Genomic DNA, 18,925 nt, shown 5'->3' on the forward strand with positions numbered 1-18,925 from the left:
CGATACAATTGAACAATGTCAATTTTAATGAAGTCAACGAAGCTTAAAGTTTTACATATACATCCACAACCTTTAAACTATCACTCGTTCCTTAAGCCAATTAGGGATGAACCGCTTCGCTGACTACATTATGTGAAGCAACTCATTCGTTCCCCGCACCCGCGGGGACTTCCCCGACAAATCCGTCCGTCGCCGAATACAGGCTTTGCCCATCCACTAACGGCAACACCTCCAACCAACGCAACGCCTTTTGTTCATTTTTCAAAGCTTCAATCTGCGGTTTCAAATCTTCCGGTATTTGTAGACTGACTTTTTTCCATTCACGTTCCGGCAACTTAATCGTGCTCAACGCCCAAGCGTAACGCTCGACATCGGCGTAAGGCTTAAGCTGACCGTCAACCAGCACAGCCAACGCCACCGAAATACTTTCCTCTTCGGTGAGACGTGTGGGAATTCGGGTTTCCTCATCCCAATCGCCGCTTTTCCGGGTATAACCCTTTCCCAGATCAAGCACATTCAACGTTGCCATGCTTTTTTGCACCATGGTTTTACCTTCCGCGTCGAACGACGCTTCTTCCAATGCAAGCGGTATGCGAGCCTGCGCTTCATCGGCATACACGCCTTCAATCAATTCCCGCGCATCGTCCGGCATGGCGAAACCACCTTTATCTGCCAATAATCGAGCCGACAGCCATAGCTGACCAACGTGGGGGTAAACCGCCTGGGTGCCGGCGTGATCCGGCTTCAACCAAGCGGCGTTTGCATCGTCCGAAGGCGTCGGAGCATACAGGTAAAACACCGGTGCGCCGCGGCGATCTTCCGCGCCTTGTTCACACAAACGGTTGCCTAACGCATCGCGGACATGGCGGCACAAACGGCCGGCGCGTTGAATCAGTAAATCGATGGGTGCCAAGTCGCTGATCAGTACATCGAAATCCAAGTCCAAGGATTGTTCGACTACCTGGGTGGCAATCAGGATTTGGCCGTTGCGCTGGTCATGCCCTGATTGTTCGCCGAAGGTTTGCAAGGTGCGGTTTTCGATGACTTGCCGGTCTATCATCGCAAAACGGCTATGGAACAAACTCAAGCGTTCGGCGGCAACGCCTTGACTGAGCAATGTTTGATAAGCCTGCCGAGCCGATTTGACGGTATTGCGTATCCAACAAACGCAGAGGCCTTGCTCGGCGCTTTGGCGAATTTTGGCAATGATTTGTTCTTCGCTGTCGAGGCGTTGAACGTGAACCGTGCGTTTGACTTCGGCGCGGGTATCGATGGGCTTTTCCAGGTTTTGTGCCGGCGTGTGAGTCGCCAACGGGTAAGCCGCCGGATAGGCCAAATTCGGCGCTTCCAATCCGAGTCCGCGATGAAAAGCCGCGGTTAGAGTTTCGCGCATGGTTTGCGGCAAGGTGGCCGACAACAGAATCGCGCTGCCACCCTGGCGGGCATGGGCTTCCAATAATGCCGAAAGTAGTTCTCGCATATAGCTGTCGTAGGCGTGGACCTCGTCCACCAATAACACCTTGCGCCCCAAACCCAGTAAACGCAAGGATTGATGCCGCGCCGGCAACACCGCCAATAAAGCTTGGTCGAGCGTGCCGACGCCGACATCCGCCAGTAAGGCTTTTTTGCGACTGTCCGCCAGCCAGGCGTTGCAGTAAGCGGTAGCGCTCAGTTCCTGATCTTCCTCGAGTCGGCCGTTCTGATAATCGGTATCTAGATTTGCTTGCTCGGCCAGTAGCACCGAATCACGAAAGGCTTGCGACAATTCCCGAGCACCATGCGCCAGTACCAACGATGGCTGTTCGCCGACTTCATAAAAGCTGCGGTAGACCTTACCCAAGCGCTGGTACATGGCGTTGGCGGTCGCCATGGTCGGCAAGCCGATGTACAGACCGTCAGCCAAACCTTTTGCAATCAAGCGTTGCGTCAAAATCAACGCAGCTTCGGTTTTGCCGGCACCGGTGACGTCTTCGAGGATGAAGAACTGCGGTTGATCGGCCAACGGCTCTTCGGCAGCGTATCGTTGTAACGGCGTAGGCTGCTGGATAAAGGGAAACAGGGTTTGCACGGCTTCGAATTTTCCGGCTACAGGCGGTTTAGGCAAACCGGCAAGCGCTTGTTTGGCCTTGGGTAACGCAAAGTTTTGCCAATATTCGGTAAGCGGCATCGGCTTGGCGCAATAAGTGAAATGCTCCTGATTCGAACCCAACCAGTCGGCCAACACGGCTATACCGGCGAATTGCCAGGACAACGGCTTCAGGCGTTTATAAAGGTTCTTGTCCGCTAGGGGCTGAAAGTCGAAATCAGCCAGAAAGCAATCCAGCAAATGCTGCACGAAGACGAACGCTGCCTGCTCGTCGTCGGCCTCGAAGAAATTACCAAGCCGAAAGCTATCCAATTTCGGCGGCATGCCGTGGTGGCCGGTGACGATTTCCAGCCAGGGATCGATTTTGTTGATACAAGTAGCCTGAACCGGCTGAAGGTGCTGCGCCAATTTTTCTTGCAACACGTCCCGCCACAACGCAAATCCCAGACTATCGTGACGTTCCGAATAAGTCATTCTGGGATTCGGCTTGACCAAACCGTCCGACAAATCCGTTCGCAAACCTTGGAACGCACGAGCAAATTTGCCTAGATCGTGCAGGACAAGACAAAAGGTAAACCAACGTTGCAGCCATTCCGGCTCGACTTGCAGGCGCATTGCTAGTTGCTTACAAACCGCTGTATTCGGAGCAAGCCAGAGCGATCCTACCGCCGCCACATCCAAACAATGGTAAGGCAATAAATGATAAGCCGGACCGTCATCGGATTCTGGCTTGGCTTTACCCCAATATTGGAAATACGATGCTGTCACGCTCAGTCCTTGATTTGATTGAAATCCATATCTGACAGATATGCTACGCCGCCAGGTAGTGTAGTCGTTTGCAAACATTCATCAACAATGCATAGACTCGGCACAGGAAGATTTTGGCGTTTGTTAAGCGCTGTGCCACTGGTTATGTTTACACGCCAATGTTAAAAATCGATGGCCACGTAAAATCTTTTAACCCTTGTCAGCGCCAATCATCCTAAAACCAACTTGGCATTCTCACACCATGCCCTGCTCTTGCAGCATGGCGTAGGCGGCGTTGATTTGCCGGGTTTCTTCCTCGGCGAGTTGTTTGATTTTTTCGCCAAACACGCCGACTCGGTCCGGGTGGTATTCGGAAATTTTCTTTTTGTATGCTGCTTTGATGTCTATCGGTATGGCATCAGCAGTCAGGCCGAGAATTAAATAACAATCCGCTAACGATTTGATGTGTTGATCGTCTTCAGGCAGTTTTATTTCGGTTATATACACATTCCGATGCTCATCGGTATCCAGTTTGAACTGGGCCAGACACCGCCGGCATCGCGCTTTGTTGCCTTCGATGGGTAACGTAAATTTAATGTGTTGCGCACAGGATGGACAGGAAATTGTCCTTACATTGGTAGGCGTTCTAAGGGTGGGCTGCTTTTGATTTTGATGTTTGCGTCGAACTTTTCGGGCATTGAAGACCAGCAGCGCGACCAAAATAATGTTCAATATTAGCGATGCGGACAAAACAATATTGATCATCATCCCGGCTAATTGACTGATCGACGAAATTTAAAATGAAGGGGGTTAAACAGGCGGCGCCCCATACTCGTTTGCACGGTCATCGCCTTTTAACACCATCCAGATGAAATACGGAATGATGCCGATGATGGTCAGAATAATCAGATACCACCAGCCGCTATGCCCGGTATCGTGTAATCGGCGGATATTAACAGCCAGCGACGGAAATAGAATTACCAAATTGGTGATCGCCGTGACGGTAGCCGGCTCGCCGTAGGACGATTGATCGATGATTCCAGCCATCATCGATACCAATAACGTGAAAAGCGCAAACCACCAGTATTCAGCGCGTGATGCTCTACCTGTAAAAACAAATGCCTTTGCAAAACAGCCGGACACCGATTCGGTAAACGTCATATTCCGTCCGTTAGCCACTGGCCCGCGATAGCCGTTATTCGCTTGCATGGCTGCGCCACACTCAAGGCAGAAATTTGCATTGTCCGGGTTTTGTTTTCCACAGTTTGGGCAGTACATTTTGCGCTCCGACAGACTCTTTAAGTGACGATATTACTGCGATATGGAAAAATGTGTAGTCCGTGCGCACATTTTTATGCCGTTTCGTTAGTCGCCTTGACGATAGAGATGCAACGCTTTACGAACCTGACCAGCCACAGTGCTTACACTGTACGCCAGTAACTAAACCAATCCCGGCAAATAGCGAACGCACCCTCTCGCCAAGTTTATCGCTGCTTTCAACGACACGGCAGGTCCAGAAAAATCAGGTGGAACCTTGCCTGAATGCGTTTACCACAAAACCGCTGGCAGTCCTCCGCCAAAAGGCGGCGTAACACGACTAAACCGCGTTGCACGGTTTACCCGGGTTAACTATTTATTCTGCTCGTCCACAGTGTCGTTGTCGTCTTTCGGGGCGGCATCGACAACGCGCTTTTTCGACTTCTTAATAGCGGTCTGCTGATTTATCCGTTCAAGCTGGGCTAGAAAGTACGAGTCGTAATTCCAGTTTGGTTTTGCTGCGATGGGTTCGGGCTTGGTATCTCTGATGTCGCTCATAGTATTTTCGTTGATTACACTCGTTTGTGGGCAGATTAACTGCATTGACATAAATTAGCGCGCATCGCCAGTCACCCAGAATCGCATAGGCACTTCGCCTAAAACATAAAGTTTGATTCAGTGGGCTATTTAAACAACTCGCGCTGGACGTATTAAACAACCGCCGGCTTCAGCATTGAGGTTTTGCCTACCATAATATCCGCGGCTTTCAGCATGCGTTTAAATACCGATTCCTGGCAGTAAGGAATATTATGTTTTTCGCACAGCGCTTTCACTTGCGGCTGCAATTTTTGGTATTGGCTTAGCGGCAAATCCGGCCATAAATGGTGCTCAATTTGATAATTCAACCAGCCGTAGAAAAAATCATTGAAATTAGACCCGGTTGGGTAATTGACCGAACCCAAAATCTGCCGCAGATAAAACTCGCCTTTACTATGCGATTTTTCATCGAACATCATCACGTCGTCGCCGGCATGATTGGGGATCATCACCAAAAAGCTATGCATATTGGTGAAAATTTCCGCCAGAATCGAATTGATCAATACGCTGACAGCGGCAAACCCGCCCAGCGGCAAGAATAGCAGCGGTATTAATACAAAACGATACGCGCTATAAGGCAATACGCTTTGCAGCCATAGCGCCTTACCTTGCGGGGTAAACAGGCTCCAGGCACCGATACGTGTGGTCTCGGGCTTGGGTTTACCTTGCAGGCGGGCGGCATTTAAAACCAATTCTTTGTGCGTGCGCGGCGTGTAATAAATAATTTTCCAGATACCGGAAAACAAAGCCACGATGGCATAGCGTTGCCACATCGGCAGTTTGGATTGCCGCAGCCATTCCATGTTGTGCTGGGCATTGTTGGGATCGGTCTCCTCACCCAGGTTGTAATGATGCAATAAATCGTGTTCGTGATGCCAGCCGGCCGGGGTCATCCAATCCGGCCAATCCAAAAACCGCCGCCAACCCTTTGCAAACTTCTTGCTGGTGTAGTTTTTGTCCACATCCCGCATTTTATCGAAGGCTTTATGCACGATGGGGTGGCCTACCCCGGTCCAGCGGGAAAAACTGCCCTGACTGATCAACAACGCGGAAACCGGATTGGGAAAAACCCAGGCGGTCGCGTAACCCACGAGAGAGCAAACCTTGCCCCAACGTTCGACTTTTTTTAAATGTTCGAAATCGGCAGGACCAATATCGGCTAACGCTTGTTTATGAATTTGGCTGATGTCTTTGGCTAATTGTTCGCGATCAACCGACTGGTAACTATTTAAACTCAAAATGTGTTGTCTCTGTAAAGTGCAAGGAAAGGATTTGAATACCTTCGGATAAAAAGTCAGGATTTAAAGCGTCCGGACGGCGCTTAAAATTAGCGGTTGCGGCCTATAGGGTCGGAACTAACCAAAACTGGCCGGCCAAAACGGTATAAGTCTATAAACCATCCGCATCTTTGCACGTGCTATCAAACTCCCCGACATCCCGCGCGCGAGTATAACGAAGCAACTTTTGCAAATGTCTAAAAAGGATAGAGTGTTGATTTAAATGGTGCCGGCAATAGGAATCGAACCTACGACCTTCGCGTTACGAGTGCGCTGCTCTACCTGCTGAGCTATGCCGGCGTGTGATTGTCTATTTGTAGATGGCTTTGGGGTCTTTCAGTACCGGCTCGGTGGCTTGCCATGCACCATCTTTCAGGCTGCGGTAAAAACAGCTTTCCCGACCGGTGTGGCAGGCGATGCCGCCTTCCTGTTCAATTTTAAGCAATATTACATCAGCATCGCAATCCAATTGCATATCGATGATTTTTTGCCTATGCCCGGACTCCTCGCCCTTGCGCCACAAACGGTTGCGGGAGCGGGACCAATATACCGCATAACCTTCGGCGACCGTTAAGACCAGCGATTCACGGTTCATCCAGGCAAACATCACCACCCGGCCGCTATCCTGCAGTTGAGCGATGACCGGCACCAAGCCGTCTTCGGTCCACTGGATTTCGTCCAGCCAGGCAACTTTCATAAACGCACCTCTATGCCTCTGGATTGCATATGTTTCTTGGCCTGCTCTATCGTGTATTCGGCAAAATGGAATATGCTGGCGGCCAAGACCGCATCGGCTTTACCTTGGGTAATGCCGTCGGCTAGATGGTCCAGATTGCCGACACCGCCGGAAGCGATGACCGGAATGCTGACCGCTTCGCTGATGGCGCGGGTCAAAGCCAAGTCAAAGCCGGATTTGGTGCCGTCGCGGTCCATGCTGGTCAAAAGAATTTCACCCGCGCCGTAGTCTTTCATTCTGACGGCCCACTCCACCGCGTTAATGCCAGTCGGTTTGCGGCCGCCGTGGGTAAAGATCTCCCAGCGGTTTTCCTCGCCTTCCTGACTGACTTTTTTGGCGTCGATAGCCACCACAATACATTGCGAACCAAACTTTTCAGCCGCTTCCTTAACAAACTCCGGGCGAAATACCGCAGCGCTGTTGATGCCCACTTTGTCCGCGCCGGCGTTGAGCATGCGGCGGATGTCTTCCAACACCCGGATGCCGCCGCCGACAGTCAGCGGAATGAATACTTCGCTGGCCACTTGTTCGACCACATGGACGATGGTGTCGCGGTTGTCGTGAGTGGCGGTGATGTCCAGGAAGGTGATTTCGTCCGCGCCTTCCCTATCGTAGCGGCGGGCAATCTCGACCGGATCGCCGGCATCACGAATATCAACGAACTTTACGCCTTTAACGACGCGGCCGTTATCGACATCCAGGCAGGGAATAATACGTTTGGCTAGGCTCATGGTTTACGATTTACCGGGGATTGCTCAGACATCAGCTCCACCGAAAGACTCGGCGAGCTTTTCGCCTTCGGCAAAATCCAGCGTCCCTTCGTAGATAGCGCGACCGGTAATGGCCCCCATGATGCCTTCGTGGGCTACCTCGCCCAGCGCGCGAATGTCGTCCAAGTTAGTTATGCCGCCGGAGGCAATGACCGGAATGTGCACCGAGCGCGCCAATTTGGCGGTGGCTTCGACATTGACACCCTGCATCATGCCGTCGCGGGAAATATCGGTGTAGATAATGGCCGCGACGCCGTTGGACTCAAATTTTTGCGCCAGGTCGATCACATCGTGGCGGGACAGTTTCGACCAGCCGTCGATCGCTACTTTGCCGTCTCTGGCGTCCAGGCCGATGATGATATGACCGGGAAACTCAATCGATACGTCGCGCACGAAATGCGGTTCGCTGACGGCCTTGGTGCCGATAATCACATACTGCACACCAGCTTCCAGATACGCCTGGATGGTGTCTTCGTCGCGGATACCGCCGCCGATTTGTACCGGTACATCGGGATAAGCCTGAACAATCTCGTTAATAACCTGGGCATTTTTCGGTTTACCGGCGAAGGCGCCGTCTAAATCGACTAGGTGCAATCGTTTTGCCCCTGCTTCAACCCAGCGCCCGGCCACAGCCACCGGATCGTCCGAGAATACGGTATCGTCTTCCATACGACCCTGGCGCAAACGGACACATTTTCCTTCCTTCAAGTCAATTGCGGGTATCAGCAACATATTTAAATCTCGACAGTTAAAACACTAAATCTAAAGGTTAGTAAAGCCAACATCTAAGGGTTGGGGAGTTACGCGGTCCCATCCCAAGCCAGGAAGTTTTGCAATAGCTGCAATCCGACAGTCTGGCTTTTTTCGGGATGAAATTGCACGGCAAACATATTGTCTTTTGCCAGTGCGCAGGTAAAGGCTTGTGGATAATCGGCCGTCGCAGCGCTGTGGCGCACATCGTCCGGCGCTGCATAATAGCTGTGTACGAAATAAAAGCGGCTATGATCCGGGATGTCGTGCCAAAGCGGATGCGGGTTTTGCTTAACCTGATTCCAGCCCATATGCGGGATTTTCAAGACATTGCCTTCGGCATCCAACATGTGATCGGTAAAACGGCGCGCATGACCGGGGAATATATTCAGACAGGCGATGCCGTCGTTTTCCTCGCTGTCGGTCAGCAAGGCCTGCATACCCAGGCAGATGCCCAGAAAAGGCTTGCTTTGCGCTACTTCACGGATCACATCCGCCAAACCACTCTCGTTCAAGGCTTGCATACAATCGCGTATCGCGCCGACCCCCGGAAATACCACGCGATCCGCAGCGCGGATCAACGAGGCTTCGGCGGTTATTTGTACGTTTACCCGGCTATCGGCATGTTGAAGCGCTTTGGCAATGGAATGCAGATTTCCCATTCCGTAATCGATAACGGCTACTGATGACATAAAACTAGAGATACAAGGTCGGGGTTTCTAGGCGAAAAATGGGGGAATTATAGACTGCCTTTAGTGGAAGGCATGATACCGGCCATCCGCTCGTCATGGCTGATTGCCATCCGCACGGCCCGGCCGAATGCCTTGAATACGGTTTCGGCAATATGATGCGCATTGCCGCCCTTGATATTATCGATATGCAAGGTCACGCCGGCATGATTCACAAAACCTTGAAAAAACTCTTTAAACAAATCCACGTCGAAATTACCGATGAACGCGCGTTTGAATTCCACTTGATAGAACAAGCCCGGACGGCCGGAGAAATCCACCACCACCCGCGATAACGATTCATCCAACGGGCAATAAGCGTGGCCGTAACGGTAAATGCCTTTTTTATCGCCCAGTGCTTTGGCAAAGGCCTGGCCCAGCGTAATGCCGATGTCTTCCACGCTGTGATGCGCATCGATATGCAAGTCGCCATGCGAGACAACCTCTATGTCTATCAAGCCGTGCCGGGCTATCTGATCCAGCATATGATCCAAAAACGGTAAGCCCGTGGTAAACGCGGCTGTGCCGTTGCCGTCGAGATTAATGGAAACTTTGATCTGGGTTTCGAGCGTATTGCGCTCAACCTGAGCGGTGCGTGGGTTCATGCTTAATGCGGATGGCTTATTTCGGCGCTAGTTTACGTGATTGTGACAACTACGCCAAACTCTTGCTGGCGATCTCATAGACATCCTTGGATAGATGCTCGGTAGCGACGATACGCTGTAATTGCTGTTTCATCAAGCCCTGCCGGGCTGCGTCATAACGCCGCCATTGCGCCAACCCGGTTACCATCCGCGAGGCGATTTGCGGATTGAGGGTATTCAGCGCCAACACTTGGTCGGCCAGGAAGCGGTAGCCCTCGCCGTTTATGGCATGAAAATGCAGCGGATTGGCTTGGCTGAAGGCGCCGATCAATGAACGCACGCGGTTGGGCGTTTTCATATCAAAAGCCGGATGCTTCATTAAAGCCTGCACAGTCGCAAAGGTATTGGGCATGCTGCTGGTTGCCTGTAAGGTAAACCATTTGTCGATGACCAGCGCTTCTTGCCGCCATTGCACGTAAAAACTATCCAGACTTCTGGCCTTGGCAGGATGATGGCTATTGACGATGGCCGATAAGGCCGCCAGTTGATCGGTCATATTCCGGGCGCTATAAAACTGCTGCTCGGCGATATGATAAACGTCCTGATTTTCCAGCTTGCTCAAATAGCTCAAACAGGCATTTTTCAAGCGCCGCCGCCCCACCGCTCCGGCATCGAAACTGCCGGATTCGTCGCGGTGATGTTGCTGATACAGCTGTTTAAACTCGACTTGCAATTGCTCGGCCAAAGTCTTTTTGACAAACTCGCGGGCTTGATGAATGGCTTCAACATCAATAACCGCCATTTGCCCGGACAAATAACTTTCTTCGGGCAAGGCCAGCAACAGCGCTTGATAAGACAAATCACCGCCGCCATCGGTCAACACACTGCGATAGGCATCGACGATAACCGGCTCCAACTGCAAAGGCCGGCCCAACTCTATTGCGTCGATCAACTTGAAAATCACCTGCACAGCCAGTTGCTGGCCAGCTTCCCAGCGGTTAAAGGTATCGCTGTCGTGCCGCAGCAAAAACGCCAATTCTTCCGGAGTGCATTCCATTTTCAGCGTGACCGGCGCGGAAAAGCCTCTTAGTAGTGATACGACCGGCTGCTGCGGCAGCTTAGCAAAACTAAAAGTCTGTTCCGCTTCCGTAACATTCAACGTGATTTCCGCCTGACTGGAACCGTTGTAATGAATCTGCGCAGCCGAACCGTCGGTTGCCAGCAAACCCAGTTTTACCGGGATATGCAGCGGCGCTTTCACCGGTTGATTAGGCGTAGGCGGACAATTTTGTTGAATGGTCAAATGCAGTTGTTGAGATTCGGAATCGTATTGCTGGCTCACCGTCAACACCGGCGTACCGGCTTGCGAATACCAAAGTCTGAACTGCTTCAACTCCACACCGTTGGCGTCTTCCAAAGCCTTGACAAAATCCTCGCAAGTCACCGCCTGGCCGTCGTGGCGCTGGAAATATAAATCACAGCCCTTCCTAAAACCGGCCGCGCCCAGCAAGGTGTGCAGCATCCGCACTACTTCCGCGCCTTTTTCATAGACGGTTAGCGTGTAGAAATTGTTGATTTCGATATACGCTTCTGGACGAATCGGATGCGCCAACGGGCCGGCATCTTCGGCAAACTGCCGGGTGCGCAAGGCGTTGACATCTTCTATACGTTTTACGGCCGGCGAAGTCCGATCACCGCTGAATTGCTGGTCGCGAAATACGGTAAAACCTTCTTTCAAACTTAACTGAAACCAGTCGCGGCAAGTAACGCGGTTACCGGACCAGTTATGGAAATACTCGTGACCGATCACGCCTTCGATGTGCTCGTAATCGCTGTCGGTGGCGGTGTCGGGCCGGGCCAGCACGAATTTGGTGTTGAATACGTTCAAGCCTTTGTTTTCCATCGCGCCCATATTGAAATGGTCGACCGCAACGATCATGTACAAATCCAGGTCGTATTCCAGCCCGTAGGTTTCTTCGTCCCAATGCATGGCGTTTTTTAAAGACTGCATGGCGTGGTCGCATTTGTCGACATTGTGCTGCTCGACGAATATTTCCAGCGCGATCCGCCGACCGGTCATGGTGATGAACTCGTCGGCCACGCATTCCAACTGGCCGGCCACCAGCGCAAACAAATAGCAAGGCTTGGCGAACGGATCTTCCCAACTCACCCAATGCCGGTTGTTTTCCAGCTCACCCTGCCCGATCTTGTTGCCGTTGGACAGCAAGACCGGATATTTGCTCTTATCGCCAGTCAAGGTGGTTTTAAAACGGCTCATCACATCCGGCCGGTCCAGAAACCAGGTGATTTTCCGAAAACCCTGCGCCTCGCACTGCGTACACAGCATGCTGCTGGACAAGTACAAACCTTCCAGCGCGGTATTGGCTTGCGGATTGATGACATTTTCGATGACGATTTGAAACGGCCTATCCTGCGGCACTTCATGCACGACCAAGGCTTCCTCGCCCAGCAAATACTGGCTCTGTTCCAGTGCCTGGCCGTCTATCGCGATACTCACCAACTGCAATTCCTCGCCGAGCAAGGTTAATGCGGTACTGCTGTCTTGGCTTTGCGGATTGCGGCGTAAACTCAAGGTCGAGCGGACCTGCGTGTGTTGCTCGTCCAAATCGAAATTCAGTTCAATCTGCTCGATCAGATACTCGGGCGGGGTATAGTCTTTCAGGAAAACCGTTTGCGGGCTTGCATCGCGCATCATTTATCGCTCGTCTTGTTTGACAGGTTGTGGCGGTTTATAAGAAATCAGCCAGTAAGTAAGACCCAGCGCCACGATGACCGCAGCGATAGCCGTAATATAAGCCGGATCCAAATCCTTGAAATCCAGCATGATCACTTTTCGGGCCACGGCCATCAAAGCGGTGGCTATGACCATTTTAATCGGTAGCGTGTCGTGTTTGATGTACAGCGTGATGTTGATAAATATCTCTATCGCGATCAAAACAGCCATGAACGAACCGAAAATCACCAGTATGTCGGAGACCGTCAGCATCAAAAACGGTGCCGCGACCACCCGTTGGTACATCACGTAGCCCACGTCAGCCACGCCCCACAAGATAACCAACACCATCAGCACCGCCAATATTCTGACCGCGAAATGAATGACCGCGTGCAGGACTTTGAGCATGGCATCTTCCGGAATCGGCGGCACTTTTACTTCGTGGCCTTCCTCGCGCAAATTGCGGTTAGCGCTGGGCCGGGAAGATGCCGGTGGCGGCATGGAAGGTCGAACGGGCGGTTTAGTGTCCATCTACAACTCCTGGTTTTTCTGCCAAGCCACATAAGCCAATAAGGCCCATGCCGCTAAAAAAGCCAGGCCGCCCAACGGCGTGATCATACCCAGCCAACCGATATTCAATATCGCCAGTAAGTATAGACTGCCGGAAAACAGCACGACGCCCGCCACCAAACACCAGCCGGCCATTCGCAATAATTTATGTTCCGGTAACACTGCGATCAAAGCGAGAACCAACACGTGCCACATCTGGTAGCTTACCGCGGTTTTGTAAACATCCAGCAGATGCTCGGATAATAAATGCTTCAAGCCGTGCGCGCCGAACGCGCCCATCGCCACGCCGATAAATCCGCCGACGGCGGCCAGAAACAAAAAAGGCGGACGCATCATTTCTCCAGCAGGCGCGGCATCAGTTGCACCAGATTACACGGCCGGGTGCGGTAATCCAATTGTTCCTTGATTAAGGACTCCCAGGCAGTCCGGCAAGCACCGGACGAACCCGGCACGCAGAAAATATAAGTGGCGTTGGCCACGCCGGCTATAGCCCGCGACTGCATCGTCGAACTTTTGATGTCCTGGTAGGAAATCATCCGAAACACTTCGCCAAAGCCATCCAACACTTTATCCAACAGCGGCTGAATCGCTTCCGGCGTACCGTCGCGGCCCGTCACGCCGGTGCCGCCAGTGGTAATCACCGCGTTGACTTGCGGGTCGGCGATCCATTGACTAACAGCGGCGCGGATTTGGTAAATATCATCGGGAACGATTTTTTTGTCGATCAAGTTATGCCCCGCATCGGTTAAACCGGTGACCAAGGTTTGCCCGGATACGTCGTCCAGTTCGGTACGAGTATCGGAGACCGTCAACACGGCGATATTAATCGGAATAAACTCTCGGGCTTGGCTCACGGTAAGGCTCCAGATAAAGGCTACCGCATTCTATGTAAAGCGCCGCCGGACAAGCAAGCATTGTTTAATTCGCCGGCTGTCATACCGGCTTAACCGATAATGCCGTAAACTCCGGATATTGATTCCAATTCAGTTAGCTGCCGCCTACTCGATCATGCCTATCCAGATTTCCCGTTACGAAAAAATCGCCAGTCTGGCAGCCTTGTGCCTGCTGCTGTTTGCCTGTTATCAGGTATTAAAACCGTTTATTTTCGATTTGTTGTGGGCGGCGATTCTGTGTTTTGTCACCTGGCCGTTGTATTTACGTTTGCGCGATTGGAAGTTGACCGCCAACTGGGCCGCCACCGCCATGGTCCTGCCGATAGGCATATTGCTGCTGACGCCGTTCGTCGCCGCCACGCTGACATTTACTGAAGACATAAACCACTTGCTGCAATGGCTTAATCAAAGCCGGCATGTGTGGCCGGAACCTCCGGCTTGGCTGCAATCGTTGCCAGTAGTCGGCGACAACGCTGTTGCCGCCTGGCAAAGTGTCGGCGAAGACTCCAGCCGCCTCGTCAATCTGGCCCGGCAATATGCGCTGGGCGCCAGTAGCTGGTTGCTGCAACAAGGCATTGGCTTGGCCGGCGAACTGATGCATATGGGCCTGGCTATTTTGGTGCTGTTTTTTTTCTATCGCGACGGTGAACACGTGGCTCAGCATGTCGTGATTGGCGTCGAACGCCTGGCCGGCGAGCGCACCCAGCGCATCCTGCATATCGTCCGCTCCAGTCTGCGCGCGGTGGTATACGGCATCCTCGGCACCGCGCTGGTACAAGCACTGGCTTCCATCCTGGGCTTTGTGATTGCCGGCGTGCCTTACGCCTTTGTGTTAGGCGTCATCGCCTTCTTTTTGATGATCATTCCAGCGGCCGGCACGGTGATCTGGCTGCCGATTGCCTTGTGGCTGCTGGCAGAAGGCGAAACCGGCTGGGCGGTTTTTATCGCATTGTGGTTTTTGTTATTCGTCGGCACCATCGACAACTGGCTACGGCCGATTTTGATCAGCCGGGAAGTGGAATTGCCGTTCGTGTTGATCGTGTTCGGCATCTTCGGCGGGCTGTTAGCATTTGGCTTTATCGGCGTATTTATCGGCCCGACCCTGCTGGCCACCAGCTATGCCTTGGTGCTGGACTGGCTGATTCGCAGCGAACAACAGGAGCAGGACAACCAAGCAAACACTGAAGGTAAAGACTGCTAGTTATCCGCTGTCAGTTTGATTTGCCGAGTAACGCCGTCCGCTTGCTCAATTGCCGAAAATCCATCGAAAAAATACAGCATTGTGGCCCAAGGTTTGCTAGCAATCGTGGGGGAGGATAAACAACCATGTCGGTGAAACACCCATTTGCCATCTGCCCTGCTCAACAAGTTCCCGAGCTCGGCAAATTTCCGTTTGAACTGCTCTATCGCGGCTCGCCACGCGCTGCGGTTCTGGTGCGTTTCCAAGGTGAGGTATACGCTTATCTGAACCAATGCGTCCACATGCCTAGGGCATTGGATTGTGAGAACAGCAACATTTTCGACGAATCGGGACGCTATTTGCAGTGTTCCATGCACAGTATTTGCTATGACCCGATCAGCGGCGAGTCTTTAAGCGAAATTTGCCTGGGCAAAAAACTGACCGCGCTGAAAGTCAAAGAACAAGACGACTGGATTTACTTAGTGGATAAAAGAGCCGCGATTACCGGTTGAGGCTTTGGCCCGGGGCGAAACAATAAGCATCGCCCCATTTACTTTCAGACGGTTTGCGCCGCAAACCCATCCGATCTTAGCCGTGCGCGGCGCCTTCCTTGATTTGTTGTTCCAGCTTTTCGTGCGCGCGTTCCAACTTGGCAAACACTCTTAAAATATCGGTAGCGGACAATATGCCTACCAGTTTGTCTTTTTCCACCACCGGCAGCGCGCCGACGCGGTGTTCCGCCATCATCGCCGCCGCTTCCGACGCAGGCGTTTCCGGGGTCACGGTATAAACGCCGCGATGCATGATGTGCACGACTTTTTGCGTGACCACATGCAATTGGGTGCTGTCTTTACTAGCTTCCACCGCATTGGAATTACTTTTGGGGCCCAAGGCTTTATATAAATCCCGGTCGGAAACGATACCGACCAATTTGCCTTTTTCAACGACAGGCAGGTGGCGGATTTTCTCGTAATGGATCAAAAAGAACACGCGATCGATCAGATCGTGAGGTTCGACGGTAAATACCTTGGTGGTCATTAACTCTGCTACGCGCATGCTGTTTCTCCCATAAAAATGTCTGTATAAAAGTAAGTAAATTCTGACGCAATAGTGCCACTATAGCCAGGCAAAATTAAGAAATACGCTGCTTGATGGCTGCACACAACCATTCATTCGCGAAGCACGGCCGTGAATCCTTCGCCCGCGGCACTTGGATCGACTCAATAAATCGCCCGACCCAAATCCAGACAGGTCAGATAAAGCCGCATATCAAATTCCCATTGGTGATAGTCCGGCGCCATGTGCTCGCATAATTTGTAAAAAGCCTTGTTATGCTGTTTTTCACGTAGATGCGCGAGCTCATGAACGACGATCATCTGCAAAAACTCCGGCGGCGCAATTTTAAAGATCGCACCGATACGAATTTCATTTTTTGCTTTTAAATTGCCGCCCTGCACCCGCGAGACCGCGGAATGTAAGCCCAAGGCCTGATGCAAGACATCGATTTTGTCGTCGTAAACAACTTTACTGAGAGGGCTGGATTGCCGCAGAAATTGATTTTTAAGATCCATCGTGTAGACATAAAGCGCTTTGTCGGTCTTTATATCATGCGGCCGGGGGTATTTTTTCAGCAGCAACTCGGGCAGTTTGTCGCTGTCGATCAGCGCATGCACTTGCACCGTGATGGCAGGCGCATAGCCAGCCAGGTATTTTAACGGGCGCACAAGCTAAAACCACGCACCGCTTGCTTCAATCCCATGGCGGCTCGTCTCCGTCATAGGCTACGAAGTTTTTATCGCTTGACCGGGTTGTGCCGCCGACGACACTGTCGGCTTTTGAATTTTTCGCCTCGCCGTTGGGCAATTGCCCAAGCCCGGACTCCACCTGCCATTTGGCAAACAGCGCCACGTCTTTATTGGCGGGGACATACCATTTCTTGACAGCCGCATCCCACCTGGCGCCAAGCGCTTTCGCCGCATCCTTTTCGGCATAGGGTACATTCAGATAAGTTTTCGCGTCAGCCATTTACCGTAGCCGGTCAAAGTTTAATTGCATCGCAATATTGTAAAACATTGCTTATGCAAGTGGTTCGGATAATCCGATCTTACCCAGGAAACCTAACGCTGAACGCATTTATCAAAACATCTGCCGGTTCGGCTACACCGCAGAACAATCCAGTCCTACGGTTTTTTGCGGCTCGAACCCATAGTACTGGCAAAAGTGGTCGCCGCGAACAAGGCCGAGGAAACAATAAAATCGCCCGAAATAAACTCGATAACGCCGGTCACAAACACCAGCCCGGTCAAAATGTCTTTATGTAAGCGTTTCATGGTCGCTTCCCGAAGTAATTAAGGCATTTAGACTATATGCCCGCCTACATTAATTAACAATGACACTAAAAACACATTGATTAATCGCTAAAAGGAAACAACCCAATAAGCCAAACCGCAAGCCGGTTTACCTCGGCTTATCGACTGCGTAGACGGCGAAACGGCAGCATCAACAGGCCGACAAATCCCATTTGGTTACTATCTTGAAACTCGGACAAACCTATCATCATGGCAGTCTGTGCTTCGCGCGCTTGTGGACAATAGGTTTTGAACAATCTATCCCAGCATGACAGCGAGAAGCCGTAGTTGCTGTCGGTTTCCGGTTGAAATGCCGAGTGATGAATGCGGTGCATGTCGGGTGTCACTATCAAATAGCGCAAGCCGCGCTCCAGCGCAGGCGGCAAGCCGACATTACCGTGATTGAATAACGCGCAACCGTTCAATATCACTTCAAAAGCGATCACCGCGAGCGGATCGGCGCCGAGTAACACCACCAGCGCGACCTTATAAAGCATCGACAGCATGATCTCCAAAGGATGAAAGCGCACGGCAGTCGTCGTATCGAAATCCATATCGCTATGGTGCACCTGATGCAGCCGCCAGAACCAGCGCCAGCGATGGGCGGCGATATGTTGAGCGTAAATGGCCAGATCCAGCAGCAGCAAACTCAGTGTTATTGACAGCCAATTCGGCACCGACAACGTATTGAATACGCCGATTTGTTGCTCGGCAGCCCAGTTCGCCGCCAGCCAGGCCGCGGCACCGATGCTGAGCCGCATCACGCCGACATTCAGAATCGCCAAACCCAAATTGACCGGCCAACGGCGGCGGCGCTTTGCGGCCAATCGCCGCTTGGGCCGCAGCCACTCCCAAGCCGCCATTAGCAAAAATATCCCCAAAAACACGCCCAAGCGCACCATTGCTTCCATCACCGTCTCCGATAATACTGCGCTGCCAGTTCATCCGGATGGGCTCCGAAAAAATACCGCAGCCGCAAGCACCACATCAATAAGATCGTTCTGAGGATACCGTGTTGTTGCCAACGCCGCGCGGCAGTGACGACCTTAGTCTTTAAACAGCAAGGTTTACCGAGCTTTTTCAGCGCCGCGCTGATGGCAATATCTTCCATCAAGGCAATCTCCGGAAAACCGCCCACAGCCTGAAATGCCTGACGGGTGATGAAGATGGCCTGATCGCCGGTAGCAATACCGGTCAAGCGGGAGCGCGCGTTCATCATGCCGGCGATCAATTTAAAAATGGCTTGTGGGCTGTCGAACTGCACATCAAAACGCCCCCACGACCAGCCTTGCTCGACCGCCGACAAAATTAAAGCGATAGCCTGATCCGGCAGCCGGGTATCGGCATGCAAAAACAGCAACACGTCGGCTTGGGCTTGTTGCGCACCCAGGTTCATCTGCCTGGCCCGGCCAGGCAGACTGGGCAAAATCTGATCGACCAAAGGCTTCGCAATAAGCGGGCTGGCATCACGACTGCCGCCATCGACCACCAATAATTCGCAGCGCGATCTCAGCACCTGCAAGGCTTGCAATGTATCGGCAAGCCGCGCCGCCTCGTTGACTACCGGAATGACAATACTAATCTGGGGTTTCATTGCGCTAGCACATCTTCGTCAGCGCTACCGATTACAGTTCGTTGCTAACAGAGGCAGCAACGCTTATACCAGTA

At 52.1% G+C, this 18,925-nt stretch carries 22 protein-coding genes, 1 tRNA gene and 1 pseudogene; 2 read left to right on the forward strand and 22 right to left on the reverse strand.

The annotated features are described in order from the left end of the window. Window positions 1-142 precede the first annotated feature (142 nt). The 16 genes and pseudogenes from cas3 to moaB form a co-directional block, all read right to left on the reverse strand. Window positions 143-2,854: a CRISPR-associated helicase Cas3' gene (gene cas3, locus ACR02O_RS00520; protein ID WP_494522557.1), complete on the reverse strand. Its 2,712-nt coding sequence runs from the start codon at window positions 2,852-2,854 to the stop codon at window positions 143-145. 234 nt (window positions 2,855-3,088) lie between these two features. Then, complete coding sequence (locus tag ACR02O_RS00525; RefSeq protein ID WP_494522558.1) at window positions 3,089-3,601, reverse strand: J domain-containing protein; 513 nt, start codon at window positions 3,599-3,601, stop codon at window positions 3,089-3,091. A 42-nt stretch (window positions 3,602-3,643) separates the two neighbouring features. Further along, window positions 3,644-4,042 carry a DUF805 domain-containing protein gene (locus ACR02O_RS00530; RefSeq protein ID WP_494523445.1) on the reverse strand — a complete coding sequence of 133 codons (399 nt, stop codon included), beginning with the start codon at window positions 4,040-4,042 and terminating at the stop codon, window positions 3,644-3,646. Between the two features lie 6 nt (window positions 4,043-4,048). Beyond that, window positions 4,049-4,111, reverse strand: a pseudogene (locus ACR02O_RS00535) (zinc-ribbon domain-containing protein); the annotation flags it as partial. A 351-nt stretch (window positions 4,112-4,462) separates the two neighbouring features. Then, complete coding sequence (locus ACR02O_RS00540; protein WP_129871328.1) at window positions 4,463-4,648, reverse strand: hypothetical protein; 186 nt, start codon at window positions 4,646-4,648, stop codon at window positions 4,463-4,465. 152 nt (window positions 4,649-4,800) lie between these two features. Next, window positions 4,801-5,925, reverse strand: coding sequence for a fatty acid desaturase family protein (locus ACR02O_RS00545; protein ID WP_494522559.1), 1,125 nt, complete (start codon window positions 5,923-5,925; stop codon window positions 4,801-4,803). 263 nt (window positions 5,926-6,188) lie between these two features. Further along, window positions 6,189-6,264 (reverse strand) — tRNA-Thr (locus ACR02O_RS00550). A 10-nt stretch (window positions 6,265-6,274) separates the two neighbouring features. Then, a complete protein-coding gene (gene hisI, locus ACR02O_RS00555) occupies window positions 6,275-6,661 on the reverse strand; it encodes a phosphoribosyl-AMP cyclohydrolase (protein ID WP_494522560.1) in 387 nt (128 codons plus the stop codon). Next, a complete protein-coding gene (gene hisF, locus ACR02O_RS00560; RefSeq protein WP_205452890.1) occupies window positions 6,658-7,431 on the reverse strand; it encodes an imidazole glycerol phosphate synthase subunit HisF in 774 nt (257 codons plus the stop codon). The genes hisI and hisF overlap by 4 nt, the downstream gene beginning before the upstream one ends. Before the next feature lie 24 nt (window positions 7,432-7,455). After that, a complete protein-coding gene (gene hisA / locus ACR02O_RS00565; RefSeq protein WP_171696720.1) occupies window positions 7,456-8,202 on the reverse strand; it encodes a 1-(5-phosphoribosyl)-5-[(5-phosphoribosylamino)methylideneamino]imidazole-4-carboxamide isomerase in 747 nt (248 codons plus the stop codon). 68 nt (window positions 8,203-8,270) lie between these two features. Further along, window positions 8,271-8,912 (reverse strand): imidazole glycerol phosphate synthase subunit HisH, encoded by a 642-nt coding sequence (gene hisH / locus ACR02O_RS00570; protein ID WP_445367154.1) that lies wholly within the window; start codon window positions 8,910-8,912, stop codon window positions 8,271-8,273. Window positions 8,913-8,959: 47 nt separating this feature from the next. Then, complete coding sequence (gene hisB / locus ACR02O_RS00575; protein WP_445367155.1) at window positions 8,960-9,553, reverse strand: imidazoleglycerol-phosphate dehydratase HisB; 594 nt, start codon at window positions 9,551-9,553, stop codon at window positions 8,960-8,962. Window positions 9,554-9,602: 49 nt separating this feature from the next. Then, entirely contained in the window at window positions 9,603-12,245 is a 2,643-nt protein-coding gene (gene pepN, locus ACR02O_RS00580; RefSeq protein ID WP_494523446.1) for an aminopeptidase N, read from the reverse strand. A 3-nt stretch (window positions 12,246-12,248) separates the two neighbouring features. Next, window positions 12,249-12,797, reverse strand: coding sequence for a phosphate-starvation-inducible PsiE family protein (locus tag ACR02O_RS00585; protein ID WP_205452886.1), 549 nt, complete (start codon window positions 12,795-12,797; stop codon window positions 12,249-12,251). Further along, window positions 12,798-13,169, reverse strand: a complete 372-nt coding sequence (locus tag ACR02O_RS00590) for a DUF423 domain-containing protein (RefSeq protein WP_415880812.1) — start codon at window positions 13,167-13,169, stop codon at window positions 12,798-12,800. Then, on the reverse strand, window positions 13,169-13,690 hold the full coding sequence (gene moaB / locus ACR02O_RS00595) for a molybdenum cofactor biosynthesis protein B (RefSeq protein WP_205452885.1): 522 nt from the start codon (window positions 13,688-13,690) through the stop codon (window positions 13,169-13,171). The genes ACR02O_RS00590 and moaB overlap by 1 nt, the downstream gene beginning before the upstream one ends. Before the next feature lie 154 nt (window positions 13,691-13,844). On the opposite strand from moaB, the gene ACR02O_RS00600 reads away from it, so the two are divergent. Then, window positions 13,845-14,930 carry an AI-2E family transporter gene (locus tag ACR02O_RS00600; protein WP_415879728.1) on the forward strand — a complete coding sequence of 362 codons (1,086 nt, stop codon included), beginning with the start codon at window positions 13,845-13,847 and terminating at the stop codon, window positions 14,928-14,930. A 125-nt stretch (window positions 14,931-15,055) separates the two neighbouring features. Further along, window positions 15,056-15,421 (forward strand): Rieske (2Fe-2S) protein, encoded by a 366-nt coding sequence (locus ACR02O_RS00605; RefSeq protein WP_171696725.1) that lies wholly within the window; start codon window positions 15,056-15,058, stop codon window positions 15,419-15,421. A 76-nt stretch (window positions 15,422-15,497) separates the two neighbouring features. Here ACR02O_RS00605 and ACR02O_RS00610 read toward each other — a convergent pair whose 3' ends face one another. The 6 genes from ACR02O_RS00610 to ACR02O_RS00635 form a co-directional block, all read right to left on the reverse strand. Further along, entirely contained in the window at window positions 15,498-15,965 is a 468-nt protein-coding gene (locus ACR02O_RS00610; protein ID WP_033158577.1) for a CBS domain-containing protein, read from the reverse strand. Window positions 15,966-16,129: 164 nt separating this feature from the next. Next, on the reverse strand, window positions 16,130-16,633 hold the full coding sequence (locus ACR02O_RS00615; RefSeq protein ID WP_171696726.1) for a YgjP-like metallopeptidase domain-containing protein: 504 nt from the start codon (window positions 16,631-16,633) through the stop codon (window positions 16,130-16,132). A gap of 25 nt (window positions 16,634-16,658) precedes the next feature. Next, entirely contained in the window at window positions 16,659-16,934 is a 276-nt protein-coding gene (locus tag ACR02O_RS00620; RefSeq protein WP_171696727.1) for a DUF5710 domain-containing protein, read from the reverse strand. Window positions 16,935-17,089: 155 nt separating this feature from the next. Next, window positions 17,090-17,239: a hypothetical protein gene (locus ACR02O_RS00625; protein ID WP_165385908.1), complete on the reverse strand. Its 150-nt coding sequence runs from the start codon at window positions 17,237-17,239 to the stop codon at window positions 17,090-17,092. Between the two features lie 137 nt (window positions 17,240-17,376). Next, a complete protein-coding gene (locus tag ACR02O_RS00630; protein WP_171696729.1) occupies window positions 17,377-18,168 on the reverse strand; it encodes a sterol desaturase family protein in 792 nt (263 codons plus the stop codon). Next, window positions 18,168-18,851: a TIGR04283 family arsenosugar biosynthesis glycosyltransferase gene (locus ACR02O_RS00635; RefSeq protein WP_171696730.1), complete on the reverse strand. Its 684-nt coding sequence runs from the start codon at window positions 18,849-18,851 to the stop codon at window positions 18,168-18,170. Before ACR02O_RS00635 ends, ACR02O_RS00630 begins: the two co-directional genes overlap by 1 nt. Window positions 18,852-18,925 lie beyond the last annotated feature (74 nt).

It is taken from the genome of Methylomonas sp. PHL2-19, from assembly GCF_059331595.1.